This is a genomic window from Streptomyces boluensis (assembly GCF_009908195.1).
Classification (GTDB): domain Bacteria; phylum Actinomycetota; class Actinomycetes; order Streptomycetales; family Streptomycetaceae; genus Streptomyces; species Streptomyces boluensis.
On record NZ_JAAAHS010000168.1, the window covers coordinates 1 to 15,480 of the forward strand.

Consider the following 15,480-nt stretch of genomic DNA (forward strand, 5'->3'; position numbering starts at 1 on the left):
GGCGGGTGCCGGGGGGCGTGACGATCTGGAGGGACCGTTCCGCGTCGGCGGCGATGCGCAGGATGTCGGAGAGCCAGGTGGTCATCGGGACGAGAGGGCGGTCGTTGATGACGACGGCGGCCCGGGGGGTGAGCACGTCGACGGCCGGCTGCGCTTCGTCTGGCGGCGCGAGGGTGGCGGTCTCGGGGCTGAGCTCGACCACCTCCAGCGTCGCGGTGTCCGCAGGCCAAGTGGTCCCGCCGAGCAGGATGTTGAGGCGGCCGGCGAAGGACGCGGCCAGGCGCTCGGCCTCCGGCAGCGCGGTGGAGGCACGGACCTCGGTCCACCACACCGGAGCGTCGCCCGAAGTGCCGGGGCCCAGCAGGCGAGCCGTTTCGCCGGGCACGTGGATGAGTAGCGGCGCTTCGACGGAGAGCAGCGGGCGGCCGGCGGGGGTGGTGAGCTGGATGACCGCGCCGTCGTGAAGCGTCTGAGCTTCCAGGTCGGGCCCGCCCGCGTACAGGCCGGCGAGGATCGCCATCGGGTCGGGCATCTTCGGGGTGAGGGCGATGACGTCTTTCGTCATGCGGAGGGTGCTTCCTGGGATTGGGGCGCAAGGGCGGTCTGGATGAGCTGATGGCCGCGGCCTCGGCGGGCCAAGGTGCCGCGCCCGGGAGGCTGTTGGCCGGCGTAGAGGCCGGGCAGCAGCGGGCCTTCGCTGCGGTCGCCGGTCATCACCAGCGCGGTGGTGCCGGATTCGCGCAGGGTGGTGAGCAGCGGCTCGTACAGGGCGCGGGAGGATCCGGCGACGCGGCGGGCGAGGATGAAGTGCAGGCCGATGTCCTGGGCCGAGGAAATGTATGGCAGGAACGGTTCCAGGGGCTGTTGGCCTGCGGTGGTGAGGATGTCGTAGTCGTCGATGAGGATGACGATGCGCGGACCCGAGAAGGTGGCGACGTCCGTGAGGGTGTCGTGGTTGACGCTCTCGTCGGGCATGCGCTTGTCGAGTTCCTTCGCGATGCCGCCGGCCAGGGCGCCCGCGAGTTTGATGTTGTAGGCGTAGCCGCCGCGGTAGGGCTCGGGGACGACGCCGCGCAGGCCGCGGCGCGGGTCGAAGACGCCGAAGACGAGCTGCTCGTCGCTGTAGCGGGCGGTGAGTTGGCCGACGATCAGCTTCAGCAGGTTGGTTTTGCCGCACTCGTTGTCGCCGAGGATCAGCAGGTGCTGATCGGACCCGAACAGGTCCAGGGTTACCGGGGCGAGGGCTTCCTGGTCGACGCCGAGCGGGATCCGCTCGGGCTCATGGGTGAGGCTGGGCAGCTTGTCGGCGGGCAGTTGGGTGGGCAGGACGCGGACAGGGGCGGCGAGATCGCCGTGCCAGGCGGAACGGATGGAGGAAGCCGCCGCATCGAGAGCTTCGGCAAGATCACCGGTACTGACACCCGAGTCGATACGGGGCAGGGCGACCTGCGCGAACAGCTTGCCGTCGGTCAGGATGCGGCCGGGCTCGTCCGTGCTGAGGGTCTCGGACAGTTTGCGGTCGATCGCCGAGTCGCCGGGGTCGTTGAGGCGCAGTTCCAGACGGGTGCCGAACAGGGCCTGGGTGGCGATGCGTACGTCGTTCCAGCGCAGCATGCTCGCCACGACGTGGATGCCGTAGCCGCTGCCGCGTTTGAGGAGGTCGTTGACGTCGTCCTCGAGGTCGCTGAACTCGTCGCGCAGGGCACCGAATCCGTCGATGAGCAGCACGATGTCGGTGGAGGCGAGCTCGGGAAGTCTGCCCTGCGCGCGCAGGTGGCGCAGCTGCTCGACGGAGTCGATGCCGTGCACGCGGAACAGTTCTTCGCGTTCACGCAACATGGTGCGTACTTCGGCGACGGTGCGGACGGCCCGCTCATGGTTGGCGCGGCCCGCGACACCGCCGACGTGTGGCAGCCGCGCGAGCGCGGCGAGGCCGCCGCCGGCCAGATCCAGGCCGTACAGGGCAACTTCGCGAGGCGTGTGTGTCAGGGCGAGGGACAGGGCGAGGCTGCGCAGGGTGGTGGTCTTGCCGGTCTGCGGGCCGCCGATGAGTGCAATGTGGCCGCCGGACACGGTCAGGTCCAGGGACCACAGGCCCTGCCGCTGCCGGGCTGGGTCGTCGAGGATGCCGAGCGGGACTTGGAGAGGACGGTCGGGGCGCCTGGAGAGGTGCAGGCCACGGGGTGAGACATCCAGCGGGCCCGCCACCGAGTCGAGCGCGACCGCATCGGGCAAGGGCGACAGCCAGATGCGGCGAACGGGGTCGGCGGCTTTGGCCAGCTGGTCAACCATCGTCGACATGACGCTTGGTCCGGTGTCCCGTTTGGTGGCCGTCGGTTCTTCGTCGGCGGGGGCTTCGGTCGCAGAGAGTGTGTTGAAGGTGGGGTACGGCCAGGCGAGCGGCTCGTCGGGCTCTACCTCGCGGCGGGCCGGGCCTTGGTAGGACCCGGAGACATAGCCGGCCTTGAACCGCTCGTACAGCGACGTGTCGACCTTGAGGTAGCCGAAGCCGGGCAGCGGCGGCAGGTTGAAGGCGTCCGTGGTCTCCAGGACGGTGCGGGACTCATCGGCGGAGAAGGTCCGCAGACCCAAGCGGTACGACAGATAGGTGTCCAGCCCTTTGAGCTTGCCACTTTCGATGCGCTGGCTGGACAACAGTAAGTGCACGCCGATGGAGCGGCCGATCCGTCCGATGGACAGGAACAGATCGATGAACTCCGGCTTGGCGGTGATCAGTTCACCGAACTCGTCGATGACGACAAACAGGTGCGGCAGCGGCTCAAGGTCCGCCCGTTCCGCTCGCAGCGCGGCGTAGTGCCCAATGTCGGCGACGTTCCCGGCATCCTTGAGGACCTGCTGGCGGCGCTTGACCTCACCGGCCAGGCTGGTGTGCACGCGCTCGACCAGACCGGCCTGGTTCTCCAGGTTCGTGATCACGCCTGCGACATGCGGCAGTTCGGCGAACGGGGCGAAGGTCGCCCCGCCCTTGTAGTCGACGAGGACCAGCGCCAAGTCCTCGGGAGGGTGGGTGGCCGCCAGGGCCAGGACGAGGGTGCGCAGCAGTTCGCTCTTGCCTGAGCCGGTTGCTCCCACGCACAGTCCGTGCGGGCCCATGCCCAGTTCGGAGGACTCCTTGAGATCGAGCAGCACTGGCTTGTGCCGGTCATCGACACCGATGGGGACACGGAGGAAGTCGCGTTCGCTGCGCTGGGCCCAGAGCCGGGTCAGGTCCAGGGCCGCCGGGTCGTCGATGTGCAGGAGGCCGGGAAAGTCTACGGCACCGGCAACGGGGGTGCCCTCGGCCACCGACTCCGCCGACAGCCGCAAAGGAGCCAGAAGCCGAGCCACACCCTCAGCCCCCGGAGCACTCACCGCATCCGCGATACCTGAGGATTCCTGTCCAGCCGGAACACGGAGATCCTCCACAACGACCGTGTCCCCGTCGACGGTGATACGCACCGACACCTGGTCCGGCTCGTGCACCTGCTGCTCCAGCAGGTGCAGCACGGTCACGCCCATGTCGGCCAGGCCCACGGCCGTGTCGGGGCGGGGGAGTTCGGCGGCAGTGTTCCCGTACTCGTCACTGACGACGAGGATCCGGTCCACCAGGTGGAGGGCGTTCCTGTCGGACAGGCCGCGCCGCACTTCGGCCGCGTACGAAGCCCGGCGGCGCAGATCCGTACGTAGCAGATCGGCGAGCTGATCCAGGCTCGGCGCGATGCGCCGCACGGCTGTTGGTCCGTCGTGCTGGTCGGAATCGAGCACGTGGGGCAGCCACTTGGCCCACTCCCACTCGGCGATCCGGTCACCGGGAACTCCGAGGGCGAGGGCGACATCGGCTGGAGCGTGCAGCACAGCCGACTGGACCACCAGCGCCCGCGCGACCTGGAGAACGCCTTCGCGGTCGCCGACGATGCTGACGTTCCCGGCGCGGTCGAGCGGCACGATCAGTGGTGAGTCACTTGCCCGCGAATAGCGCGCCACGAGAGCGTGGGATTCGTTGAGCATGAACGGATCGGGGGGCGTGAGCACACCACCGTCGTTCTGCCCGATGACCAGCGACTGAACGGGTACGTCACCGGTGCCCAGGCGCAACCGCAGGAAGTCGGCATCCAGTCGGCGCCGTTCCCACAGCCGTGCCGGATCACGCACGATGTCGTACAGCGCCTCCGGCGCCGGATCGAGGATTCGGGCCTGTTCGCGCCGCTCGCGTTCGGATGCGGCGAACTCCTCGCGGAGCTCCTCCAGATACTCCAGGTACCGCTCCCGCTGGGACCGGCGAGTGCGCTGCGCCTTGCCGCGCTGGGAGAGGAACAATGCGACGGCGCCGAGGAGCGCGAAGACGAGCACGATGGCGCCGATCGCGGCGAACCGGCTGTTGCGGATGACGGTCATCATCACCACCGAACCCATCACGCCGGCCATCGGCAGCAGCGCGGTCGCCGCAGTACCGATCTTGCCTTCCGGCAGATTTGGGGGTGCTTCGATGGTGCGCTGGGCCCGTTCGAGCTGGGGCCGCGTGGAGCGGGCGGGGCGGTGTATCACGTGCTGGGTCATGGCATCCTCACCGCGAACTGCAGCGCCTCGGCGGCCAGCCGGGCCGCGGCCCGGCGGGTTTCCTCACCGAGTAGCGCGTTGTTGATGGTGCCGCCCGCTGCGAGGTGCCTGTCATAGCCGATCGGCACGACGGCGACACCTGCTTCCCGTAGGTGGGCTGTGGCGGTCTTCAGGTCGAGGGTGGTGTCGGGGGAGTTGGCGGTCAGCGCGACCACGGTGGTGGCGAGCACGCCGCGTGGAAGTCCGGCCAGCCAGTCCAGGACCTTGCGGGTGCCGTTGACACCCTCGGCAGTCACCGGCGCGACCAGCACCCGCGCGTGCGCGGTGGCCATCGCCGTACGGGCCACCTCTCCGGGCAGGCACTCGCAGTCGACCACGGTCACGCCGAAGTAGCGGCGCAGCGCGAGGGTCACGGTGCGGTACATCTCCACGTCCACCAGGGCGCCGATTCGCCCTTGGCTGGCCGGCAGCAGCCAGCCGCCCTCGGTCACGGGAACCAGGTAGCCGGTGACGTCGGTCAGCAGCATCTGCGGATTGAGGATCTCCGCCAGATCGGCCACCGACCAGCGGACCGTCTCGGCACCGAGCCGCACGGGCAGCGTGCCCAGAGCCGGATCCATCTCCAGGGCCAGGACGGGATCCTGGCGGTAGTGGTTGAACATGCGCGCCAGTAGCGAGGAGACCGTCGTCTTGCCCACGCCACCACGGATCGAGGTGACGGCGATGACACGGCCGGTGGTTACCGGCTGCTGCAACTCGCGGCCGAGGCGGGTGACTTCTCCCACCTCCTGCGAGGCCGACGCGGTGAGCTTGTGCAGCGACCTGCGGGTGCGACGCAGCACCGAGTCCCCGTGCACGGGACGACCCACAGCAACGGACAGCCGCGGATCCAGGGTCGGCGTGGACTCCGGGGTCACGGACTGAACGCGCGGGTCCCGCGGCGCGGGCTGGTTCTGCGGCGCCGCAGGCTGAGGAGCGGCGGTGCCCGGCGCCTGCGCGAGAGGGTTCTGCTGCGGCACGGCGGGGTGTTGGGGTTGAGCAGGAGGCAACGGTTGTGCAGGACCTTGTTGAGGATTCGTGGCCTGAACAGGCACGGCTACCGGTACCGGACCCGCGGCAGCCGGTGGCGGCAGAACAGGCGGAGGGGCGGCGGGCGGACCCGGCTGAACATTCGGCTCGGGCGCTGTGGAGCCAGTCGCGGGTGCGGTGGAGCCGCTCTCACGGAAGTCGTCGCGCCAGGCCTGCTCCGCTTCGGAACGGGACAGTTGCAGCGTGACGGTCGGTTCCGTCTCTTCGCGCTCCGCCTGCTTCAACTCTCGCAGCACATCACGCTGCCACTCTCCTTGGGCCATCGCCACTACACCCCTTCCGACCTTGAACGACCACCAGAACGCCCGCTTGAACGCCCAGGTCAGAAGGTGTCGAGCAGACGCCCGTACACGCCGAACACACCGAGCGCCAACGGCACCAACGCGATCACACCGACCGACTCCAGTACGTCGCCGAGGCGCCGCAGCCGCACACGCACGTGTTCGGCGGGCTGCACAACCAGTACCAGCAGCGCGACGAGCGACAGCGCCGCGAGAACCGCGAACGGACCGAGAGACTCCGAACGCTCCAGCCATAGCAGGACCAGACGCCCAGCAATCACCGCCCCCGCGAGCAGCAGCACGATGACCTCGGCGACCAAGGGGAAGGCACGTGCCCGCAGCCACAGAACACCAGCCGCGACCACTGCCAGAGGCACCGTCCACACGGTTGGCTCCCGCAGGGCAAACAGCCCCGCGACCGCAGCCGAAGCCGCAGCCACCACCGTGCCCAGCACAAGTCCTCGATGCGTCGCGGCGAGCGCGGACGTCACATCATGCCGACTCACCGAGGTACCCCCGAGGCGCCGATCATCCAGACCGGTCAACCCCGAGGCCATCAATGCCAACCGGGGCAGCAACCCCAGCACCACCAGTGACGCCACAGCCAGAACAGCACCCACGCGTGCCTGCTGCCCACCTGTGCCCGCGCCTTCCTGCAGGGCGGCCACCACACCCCAACCCACTGAGGCGGAGGCAAGAGCCCCCGCTCCGATGAGACCGCCGCGCTCCAGCGGCGTGAACCAACCCGCCAACGCAAGCGTGACGGTAATGACCGCCATGACACCGGCCCATCGGCCCAGCCCGGACCAGTTGTGAGCAGCGGCCAGCGTCCAAGAGCCCAGTACGCCCAGGCCGCCACTGGCAGTGACCAACGTCGCCGCCAGCCCACGCCGCCCCAGCTTGCCGACCAGCGCACCCCCGGCCGCGACCACTCCCGCCACAGCGAGCAACACACCGGCAACCGCGCTTGCGGGCTGGAGCTCGCCACGAGCCAGTACCCCGGCAACCAGAGCCCAGCCGACCGCGGCTGCACCGGCTGTCACCCGGCGTGCGGAAGGACGCCAAACCCAGGAACGCAGCCCCAGATCCTCTGCAACCTCATCGGTGACGTCATGCACCACCGGCGCAGACGGCGCGTCCTGAGCATGCACCAGTCGCAGCACAGCACCGTCGGCGATGCCGACTGACTCCAAGGTCCCGTCCTGCGGGAGCACGGACCCATCGGCGGTCACGAGATGCCTCAACATCGGCCGCGAAGCAGTCCGGTCATCCAGAAACCGGAGAATCTCCGGGAGCAATCGCCCGATGGGTTCGTCCGACGGCAGAACGAGATCGATACGCCGCTGCTCGCCAACGAGCGTGACCCGGCTCAGCCCCGCCCGGCCCGTACGCTTCAACGCCCCCATACTCACCACGCGTTCGAACCTATCACCGGGGTGTGACAGCAGAAGAGGGCGTAGAAGAGGGGTTGGAACCGGACGGGTCTTGCCCCATCAGCCGCTCCGAAATGAACGACCAACCCACGCACCCGGCACACAAGACCGCCGCGATCACAATGCCGGCAACCAGCTTCCCCAACCGCTCATCGACCGACCTGCGCCCCCGCTGCGCCCCGAAAAGAAACGCATCACGCATCCGCCGACGCCGAACCGAAACCGACTCCAGCAACTGGCTGTCGTACTCCTGAGCCCCCACTGCTACCTGCACTCCTTCAGACACCGGCCCTACCGAGGCGACCGGGACGTTTTCCCGCGGACCCTATCCGTCCTGACCCGAGGAACGCGGGGTCAGTGCCTCATGGTGAGCAACCTCATCGCGGCACTACTGATCATGACTCGAGTACTCGCCGCTCGTCGCGAGGAAGTCTCAAAGCGCGGGATTCTGAGGGCTTTCGAGCCTCTGATACACGTGCAGAACGCTTCTACGCGTCGACTTCGCCCACCCACCCGAACTCGACGAGCTCTTTCGGCAAGTAAGCGGACTCGACCTCAATGGCCATCCTGCCGTCATCACGCGCCATGCAAGCGATGGCCAACGGACCGAGAGCAACCAGCCCTTCACCGCTCAGCGACCTGGCTGCGTCAGCCGTCCAGTAAGTCTTGTGCGACGTAAGAGCCCGGACCAGTGCCTCGTTGAACCGCTCAGTCTCCCCACGCAGGTAGAACTGGAAGAGCTCAAGCGGGGGATACAGGATCTGCAACATGAGTTCCGGGCTGGCAACTCGCGCCACCTCGGGATCAGTTCCCTCGACTGCCGTGACCAAGGTGTCCCAGGTCTCGTCCCTACCGAACCACCGGTTCTGTAGGGTTTCCACCCACGCATAGATGTACTCGTCAAACTCGGCGCCCGATGCGCGAAGGAACGCGATGGGGACCTGAGCCAACTGGTTGATGCGGTCATTCTCGCGGCAGATCACTGCAAGGTAAAAGGCAGTCAGCCAACTACCTGCATTCAAGTAGTCCTGAGGTCCGGTGGCGGGCAGACGTTTCACTCCGCCCTCGACACCGATTCGGCACTCAACCGGACCCTCGCCCGCAGTGCCAGCGGCAAAGAGAGCTGAACCAACCTGCATTGCGGTAATCCATGATTCCCACGTTCGGAAAGTTTCCGCCGTAGGGTCAGTCAAGCAACGCCACTTAGCCGTCGTCACCGCCAACATGAGAGCGTCGGCCCGATCGTACTCTGACGTCTCAATATCCGCGAGAGCCGACTCGGTGCTCTTAACGATAGGCGCCACTGCTTCGTCCGCGTTATCTGTCCGGAAATCATGACGGGCAATGCGGATGGTCATAGGTTCTCCTCTACTTCATCTTCAGATTTTCCAGGATGGCGCCAGCATAGTTCCCATCCGTAGAGGCGTTCGCCTTGACCAGCACATACCGCAGCTTGCCTTGCTTCAGGGCCTCGCGGAACTCAGCCGCAAGCACAGCGTCATCCCCGCCGCGCGAGGTCATTTCGGCAAAGATTGTGCGAACGTACGGCAGGGTGCCCTGCTTCACCCTCATCCCCTGCGCCCCGCCATCATCACCACGGTCCGGATGCGCTGGGTCCTCCGGGTCTGCTTTACCTTGCCGCCAGTCCAGGTCGGCTGATGGCGCCTTGCACTCCGTGATGAGGATTTCACCGTCGGGCATCCTGTAGGCCCCATCAAACATATTGGCGCCGTTAGGTGTTTTCGGTAGATCTATGACCTTAGCTTCTGGGTACAGGCGAGCGACCACATGCAGCTCCGCGGCCTTTTCGCCAAGCTCCTCAGAAATCTTGCTGTTATTCGGTCTGCTGCCAAGCTGTTCCGCGTAAGCCTTCTTGGCTTCTGTAAGGGCAGCAAGATCTTTAGCGGATCCGGAATCCTTGAAAGCTCGCTGTGCGTTAGTGAGCTCCAAGGCCGCCTTGCGGTTCTTCGTCGCCTCATCAAGAGGGGGCAGATTGCCGTCAGGGACTGTGTTCCGCCCGAGAGGCGTGGGGTTGAAACGAACCTCTGCCGGCCCACTCGGCATGTCGTACTTAGCGATGAGCTCGCCATTGGATCCCATTTTGAGGATCGGGAGGCTAGAGCCGTCTACTATGGCGTTCTTATTCTGGCGGTAAACGTGACCGCCACGAATTTCGTAGTGCTTCTTGAACCAAGTGGGATCGCTATTTGCCTTCCGGACATGTTCGTCTTGGATCCGCTTGCGCTCCGCGGGAGGGAGTTCTCGCTCTGCAGCGGCGCCGCCCCCTTGGGCAGGCCCGTCAGTCTGCTGAGCAGATGATGCCGCGTCATCCGCAGCGTGAACGCCGTCGTCGCCCGCCGATGCCGCTTCATCGCCGGACCGGCCCACCGATGCATCATCGCCAGCGCGCCCCGCATCGTCCCATCCACCGCCGCTACCGCTCCCTCCGGAGCGATCCAGCGATCCACCGCGGCCGCCCGGAACATCGGGGCCTGACGGGGCGCTGTGCCCAGCACCGCTGCCATGCGACGGCGTTGTTGTCGTGCTGCTCCGCCCTCCGACGCCAGCGAGGTCACGCTCCGGTTGCGCGGCCGGCTGCTGCTCGGCACCGCGTTCCTGCGCGGACGCCTCAGCGATCACGTTCTCTGGCTTCTCCATCACGGAGCCGTCTGCCCGGTGAATCAGCCCGGTCTCAGTGTTGAGGTAGATCGTGTTGCCGTTGGCGTCGACGCCCTTTACGGAATTCTCAGGGCTGAGCGCGGAGTTGGCCGGCAGGTCGGCAGCCTGGACGGGCTCATCGCCCAGCTTGTAGGAGCCGTTCGCGAGGTCGAGGTAGGTGCCGGAGTTCACGTTGCGCAGGGTCGCCATCGCGTCGCCGATCTTGAAGACGCCGAAGCTGGCCCCCCTGGCGAGGTAGGTCGCCGGGTCGATGAAATGGGCGACCTTCGAAGCAGCCGAGATTCCGCGTGCGATCGCACCGCCCTTGGCTGCGGCGCCAGCTCCTCCGGTGAGGACGGTGGTGCCGATATTGAAGAGGGCGCCGCCGGCCGCGCGGGAGTTGTCTTTACCCCACTGGTCGTAGGAGATCATCGCCTTGCCGGTTTCCTTCAGGGCGTTCTGCGACTCCACGAGCCAGCGGCGGGTCGCGTCACCGCCTGCCACGGCCGGGAGGACAGCGCCAGCAGGGGCGATGGTCATGGCGAGGCCGGTGACGACCTTGGCGAGGTTCGTCCATGCCTCGCCGGCCGCGGCGCCGCCATCCACGCCGAGCAGGGTTCCGATGCCGCGCAGGGTGCCCCACACGCCGTCGACGATGATGCCGTCCCAGACGAAGTGCTTGATCTGGCGGTGCACTTCGTACCAGTGGATGGACTCGTCGACCTTGTCGCCCCAGGGCAGGCCTTGGGCGTTGTCGAGCATGTCGGCGCTGTAGCCGTACTCGTTCTTGCCGGGCTTGTCGCCCTTGCCGTCGTCCTGGACGAACCGGAAGTCCGAAAAGAGGGCGAAGATCTTGTTGGCGCAGGTCCGTTCGGCGGCCTGGAACGCCGTGTAGGCAACGTGGACCTCGGCGCGACGCCGCTGATTCTCGCCCGTGAGCTCGTCGTCGTAGTGCCATTCGTCATCGCCCGAGATGCGGGTACTGAACTCGGCGGCCTCTTCTTTGAGTCGCTTCAGCTTGTCCACGAGAGGACGTACCTCGGCCGCGTACGTTCCGAGCGCCTGAGCCACACTTTCCAGGTCGTCACTGAACTCATTGGCGGCCTTGGAGACGGGTGCGGTGGTGGCGAACAGCTGCTCCGCTTCGGGCGCCTCGTAGTAGGCCGAGAGGCCCTGAAAGCTTGTGTCGACCTGTGTGCCTGACTCCCAGATGGAGGTGGCGTCGCCGGCCAGCGCCGACACGTCCCTTTCCAGCTGGCCCAGGTTGCCGGTGAATTCGGGAATCTCTGCGGCGTTGAGGGCCTGCTCGCTCACTTTCCGCCCCGCTCTCCACCCGCACCCGGCATATCAATCTTTTCGGGCGCCTGCACCACCTTGGCTTGGGCGTCACTTGCCATCTGGAGATTGCCCTGCTGGTACCAATTGGTCGCTTGGGCGGCACCGTTAATGGCGTTCGCGGTCCGCGCGGCCATGGATTCCAGCTTGTGCTTCCGGTTTTCCAGGTACTGGCTCAAGGCGGCGGCGACTGGGCCCGAGGGTGTCGAGGGGCCGGTCGTCACCCCAGGTCGTGAAGTCGGCGCCATGGGGCCGATCCCTGGGGCGGTCGTGGGTGGCGTGTAGGCACTGCCCTGCACGACCGTACCGGCGGAGGCGGCGGCACTCGCCAAGTCCGTCAGCATCGAATTGACAGCGGTCTCCAGGCGGCCCGCCGCATCGCCCGTCATCGACAGCGTGCCGAGCACACCGGCTGGCTGAATGTCCCAACGCGACACGAAACTCCCCCAACTACTTCCGCGGCCCGTGCGACCCACATTCGGGCCGCACGCACCGATCCCCCGTTACCTGCTGTTCCTCATACGAGCCGTCGTCAGCCGATGTTGTCGACCGCGGCCTTCGCCTTCGCGAGCGTCGACTGGGCTGTGGCGTCGTTCTGTTCCATCGTCGAGCGCACGAGGCGAATGATCTCGCGGACCTCGTTGGCCGCCTTGTTCCAGCGGACTTCCTTGCCGTGGTACTCCTCGGAGACGCCGTCCGCCTGGAATTCCGTCATCGCGGCCTTGACGGCGCCGTCCCGGTCGGAGAGCACGCGCTCAAGGCGTCCGATGATGGCGAGGAGGTTGCCCTGCACCTCGGTGGAGGCGCTGATGTCGTACGAATTGCGGTCCATGCTGGCCATGACCTACTGCCCCCGTTGCTGTCTAGCGTCCGTTGAACCGGGCGGCCTCGAAGTTGGCCGCGCCCATGTGCTGGTTGGCATTGTCGGTCTGCTCCTGCATGCCAGTGGTGAACGCGGTGTCCATGCCGGACTGGCCCACCAGGATCCCGCTCAAGGACTCGTTGAGCGCGGCGGTGATCTCGTCCGCGTTGTCCTTGAAGTTGTCGAACACCGCGCGGCCTGCGCCGTTGAACTTGCCCTCCAGCGGGGCGGCCGCAGCCACCAGTTGCCTGATCAGCGAGGCCAGGTCGTCACCGGACCCGGTCGTCCGCCGACCGAGATCGGACAGGGTCGTCGACCCCATGTCGAACTTCATGTACTCACACCCCCGTGTTGAGTCGTGAACCATCGTTGCTCGCCTGCCTCGTTGAGACCACAGGCCTTACGCGGCAAGCCGACCAGTTGTATCAACCGCGAGTTCCATCGGCAACGCGAATCAAGCCAGACCGGGAGGTAGCACTGCGCGTGGCCACAGGGGGATGTTGACGCGGCCGTGACCCTAGTCTCACGGCTGGGGCGGCAGGAGCTGTCGTGCGAGCTCCTCGAGGACGTTGAGGGTGCGCTGTGGCAGGGCTGGATGATGGGGTCGAGGGGTTCCGTCCTCGGCCCGAGCATCTGCCGGACCTTCAACGGGTGGTGGTGTCCGTTGACCCGGCTACGAAGTCGCATGAGAACGCAGACATGACGGCCTTCACGGTCGCGGGGCGCGAGTTCCCGGTGGAGACGATGTTCGGGGACGACCGGCCCCGCGGATATCTGCTGCACGCCGAGCAGGACCGGTACACCCCGACCCAGGCTATGAAGCGGGCCGCGGCGCTGTATCACGAGCACCGCGCGGACTGCGCGGTCATCGAGGCGAACAACGGTGGCGACTACCTGCCCGCCCTCCTGGAGCAGGTCGACCCGACAGTGAACTGGAGGATCGTGCACGCGACTCGGGGCAAGCGGGCAAGGACGGCGCCGGCGGCGCGGTTGTACGAGCAGGCCAGGGGTCGCATGTCGGTCCTGTCCTGCTGTTCGCGGAGTTGGAGGAGCAGATGACGAGGTTCGTTGGACAGGGGGAGACGGAGGCCTCTCCCGATCTGCTTGACTCGGCGGTATGGGCGTTGTGGGACTTGTTCCTCGACCTCTACGATGCCGCCGCCGCGTGGGGGCGATGACCGTCGGTTGAGTGGGCGCTTAGATGAACGGGACGTCATGTAGCTGAGGTTGGTGCAGTAACTGTCCGTGGCACGGGTTCCGGGTGCTCTCGGCCAGCTCGGCGTCTGGTTGCCGGAACCTGCTCCATGCCCGCCGACCAGAGGAGTGCGCGTGCTGTTTGAGGGGACGCTGCTACGACATCTATCTGTAGAGGGGTGTCGTGATCTGCACCTGGGTTACAGCCCGTTGGACCAGTTCCTTGCGTTCGGGGTCCCAAAGTATGTAAATTCCTGACGACTGCCCTAGGTACAGCAATTCTTGGGTTTCCTCGATTGATTTGCCGCTCGAATTTAGGAACTGAGCTTCCACCGGCCGGACTCGGATACCCAGAAGGTACGGCATCGTGGTGGTGCGACTGCCTGCAGCCAAATCATCTGCGCTTCGCGCCATGACCTGACCGAGGGAATACGCCATCCCTGTTGTGACCGTAAGGATAAGGAAAGCGCCCGCGAGGAGGCGACCAAGGCCGGGAACTCGGTGCAGGAAGGTGACGGTCAGGTAGATGAGCCCCGAGCCTAGGAGCCACAAGAACCAGGGAGGCAGGCCCATGTCGGCGCCCGGGTTCTCGGCGTAGCTCATCAGTACCCAGATGAGACCGGCCATCGCGCTGGCGAGCAGCCTGCGCACCCAGGAGTGCTGTTTGACGAGTTTTCCCACGTCTCCGCCGAATGGTTCGAACCAGGCTGCGAACGCCGCCGTTCCGGCCCAAACGGCTATGGCTGGGACGACGAAGAGAACCGCTAGTACGGCAAAGAACGAGACTGCCCGAGTAGCTAAGGTTGCTACATCTAGGCCAACCTCTTCGGGGGCGAGTCCTCCAAACCGCTCAAAGAACCGGTCCGCCACCCAGTACAAAATAAGTGTGACTAGGACACCCCCGATCGCAAGAATGGCTGCGAAATGCTGAAGTACGTGCTTCAGGCCGAGCGGCTTGCGCTCAAGGTCGGAATCCACATCTTCTTGAGTTCTTTGCGGCATCTGGTTGCCCCCGTATCTTCTGGCACCTGAACGGTATATGGCGTCAAGGAAGGCTCCGGAGCCGGGGAGGCGGACGGTACGTATCGTCTCGCGTCGCCTACCGTGGGCAGTGGCATGGGGCCAACTTCCGGGAGTGGATGTGGGTCTGCGCCAACTCGTGGCTGAACTACAAGCCTGTGATGGGCGAGGCCGGTCGCCCTGGCAGCCGAACGTTCCCTGGGCTCGTCAAGACGTGGGTCCCACCCCACGAGATGCGACGAGTGGCCGCGGGCAAGGTGCTCGCGTCGTACGACAACAACCAGGCCGGACAGCTCGCGGCGATCGAGGGTGATGATCTCGCCCTGGAGCGCAGGGGGTTGGGCGACGCGGCAAACGTGGTGGATACCGCACTCGGCTACCTGCTCGGCGCCGAGCAGGAGATCACGGTCCGTCGGCAAGGCACTCCGCTGCGTGCGATTCCAGACCTCGACTTCCTCTGCCGCTCAACCTGCGTCGATCCATACAGACACCCCCACGTGACTCCCTCGGGAGGCTCTCGGGGGACCTCCAGGGGACACGCAGGGGACGGAAGGACCCGGAAGGATCAGGGAAGCTGGCGCAGAGTCAGAACGGTAAAGCGCATCTGACCTGCGGTTATAGGAAAGGTGAGGCAAGGGCCGGGACGGATCGGAAGATCCGTAAAGGACTCATAATCCGTCGGCCGTGGGTTCGAGTCCCACCCGCCCCGCCATGCGCACCTGTCCCGACCTACGGAGACGTGGTTGGACGGGTGTTTTCGCGTGAGCAATCGCCTCACGCCCGTGAGGCAAAGGTGCGCGGCCCGCTGGAAGTTCCAGCTCCAGTACCAGGAGGCTATGGGCCGGCACTCGCCGGCCGAGGCTCTTGAAGTGTGGGCGAAGCCGCGACCCGCGAGCGCGACGGGCGCCTGACCTCGACACTCTTGGCGTGGAACGACGCGGAGCGCTGCGGGTGCCCAGTGAGGCCACGTCGGCTTCTGGTCGTGGCCGGAGGGGCCGCTGGATAGAATTTGTCCATGAATAGGCGGTTTGCCGGTTCGGTGTTGTGGGGG

Annotated in this window: 13 protein-coding genes; 2 read left to right on the top strand and 11 right to left on the bottom strand. The window is 66.4% G+C overall.

Annotated features, from left to right (window positions below; genetic code table 11):
* The 10 genes from GUY60_RS20835 to GUY60_RS20880 all read right to left on the bottom strand — a co-directional run.
* Positions 1 to 565, bottom strand: a 565-nt coding sequence (locus GUY60_RS20835) for a DUF6177 family protein (protein ID WP_223178715.1), incomplete at its 3' end; no start/stop codon positions are given.
* The gene (gene eccCb / locus GUY60_RS20840) at positions 562 to 4,557 is read right to left on the bottom strand and encodes a type VII secretion protein EccCb (RefSeq protein WP_161700064.1); all 3,996 of its coding nucleotides are present in this window, start codon (positions 4,555 to 4,557) and stop codon (positions 562 to 564) included. The genes eccCb and GUY60_RS20835, both read right to left, overlap by 4 nt.
* Positions 4,554 to 5,576 carry a nucleotide-binding protein gene (locus tag GUY60_RS20845; protein ID WP_312866369.1) on the bottom strand — a complete coding sequence of 341 codons (1,023 nt, stop codon included), beginning with the start codon at positions 5,574 to 5,576 and terminating at the stop codon, positions 4,554 to 4,556. The genes eccCb and GUY60_RS20845 overlap by 4 nt, the downstream gene beginning before the upstream one ends.
* Before the next feature lie 392 nt (positions 5,577 to 5,968).
* Positions 5,969 to 7,333, bottom strand: a complete 1,365-nt coding sequence (gene eccD, locus GUY60_RS20850; protein ID WP_161700085.1) for a type VII secretion integral membrane protein EccD — start codon at positions 7,331 to 7,333, stop codon at positions 5,969 to 5,971.
* Between the two features lie 22 nt (positions 7,334 to 7,355).
* Entirely contained in the window at positions 7,356 to 7,562 is a 207-nt protein-coding gene (locus tag GUY60_RS39130) for a hypothetical protein (protein ID WP_246235381.1), read from the bottom strand.
* 286 nt (positions 7,563 to 7,848) lie between these two features.
* Complete coding sequence (locus GUY60_RS20860) at positions 7,849 to 8,718, bottom strand: immunity 49 family protein (RefSeq protein ID WP_161700068.1); 870 nt, start codon at positions 8,716 to 8,718, stop codon at positions 7,849 to 7,851.
* A 10-nt stretch (positions 8,719 to 8,728) separates the two neighbouring features.
* Entirely contained in the window at positions 8,729 to 11,332 is a 2,604-nt protein-coding gene (locus tag GUY60_RS20865) for a hypothetical protein (protein WP_161700070.1), read from the bottom strand.
* Positions 11,329 to 11,790, bottom strand: a complete 462-nt coding sequence (locus tag GUY60_RS20870; RefSeq protein WP_161700072.1) for a DUF6507 family protein — start codon at positions 11,788 to 11,790, stop codon at positions 11,329 to 11,331. Before GUY60_RS20870 ends, GUY60_RS20865 begins: the two co-directional genes overlap by 4 nt.
* Before the next feature lie 95 nt (positions 11,791 to 11,885).
* Complete coding sequence (locus tag GUY60_RS20875) at positions 11,886 to 12,194, bottom strand: pore-forming ESAT-6 family protein (protein ID WP_161700074.1); 309 nt, start codon at positions 12,192 to 12,194, stop codon at positions 11,886 to 11,888.
* 22 nt (positions 12,195 to 12,216) lie between these two features.
* On the bottom strand, positions 12,217 to 12,549 hold the full coding sequence (locus GUY60_RS20880) for a hypothetical protein (RefSeq protein ID WP_161700076.1): 333 nt from the start codon (positions 12,547 to 12,549) through the stop codon (positions 12,217 to 12,219).
* Between the two features lie 323 nt (positions 12,550 to 12,872).
* On the opposite strand from GUY60_RS20880, the gene GUY60_RS20885 reads away from it, so the two are divergent.
* Entirely contained in the window at positions 12,873 to 13,274 is a 402-nt protein-coding gene (locus GUY60_RS20885) for a phage terminase large subunit family protein (protein WP_312866370.1), read from the top strand.
* Between the two features lie 300 nt (positions 13,275 to 13,574).
* On the opposite strand, the gene GUY60_RS20890 is transcribed toward GUY60_RS20885, so the two are convergent.
* Positions 13,575 to 14,411, bottom strand: a complete 837-nt coding sequence (locus tag GUY60_RS20890) for a hypothetical protein (RefSeq protein WP_161700079.1) — start codon at positions 14,409 to 14,411, stop codon at positions 13,575 to 13,577.
* Between the two features lie 260 nt (positions 14,412 to 14,671).
* On the opposite strand from GUY60_RS20890, the gene GUY60_RS20895 reads away from it, so the two are divergent.
* The gene (locus GUY60_RS20895; RefSeq protein WP_161700081.1) at positions 14,672 to 15,037 is read left to right on the top strand and encodes a hypothetical protein; all 366 of its coding nucleotides are present in this window, start codon (positions 14,672 to 14,674) and stop codon (positions 15,035 to 15,037) included.
* Positions 15,038 to 15,480 lie beyond the last annotated feature (443 nt).

Bases quoted from the DNA above. Each gene is read 5' to 3' on its own strand.
- GUY60_RS20875 (WP_161700074.1), bottom strand. From the start codon at position 12,194: ATGGCCAGCATGGACCGCAATTCGTACGACATCAGCGCCTCCACCGAG.
- eccD (WP_161700085.1), bottom strand. From the start codon at position 7,333: ATGGGGGCGTTGAAGCGTACGGGCCGGGCGGGGCTGAGCCGGGTCACG.
- GUY60_RS20890 (WP_161700079.1), bottom strand. From the start codon at position 14,411: ATGCCGCAAAGAACTCAAGAAGATGTGGATTCCGACCTTGAGCGCAAG.
- eccCb (WP_161700064.1), bottom strand. From the start codon at position 4,557: ATGACCCAGCACGTGATACACCGCCCCGCCCGCTCCACGCGGCCCCAG.
- GUY60_RS20860 (WP_161700068.1), bottom strand. From the start codon at position 8,718: ATGACCATCCGCATTGCCCGTCATGATTTCCGGACAGATAACGCGGAC.
- GUY60_RS39130 (WP_246235381.1), bottom strand. From the start codon at position 7,562: ATGCGTGATGCGTTTCTTTTCGGGGCGCAGCGGGGGCGCAGGTCGGTC.
- GUY60_RS20880 (WP_161700076.1), bottom strand. From the start codon at position 12,549: ATGAAGTTCGACATGGGGTCGACGACCCTGTCCGATCTCGGTCGGCGG.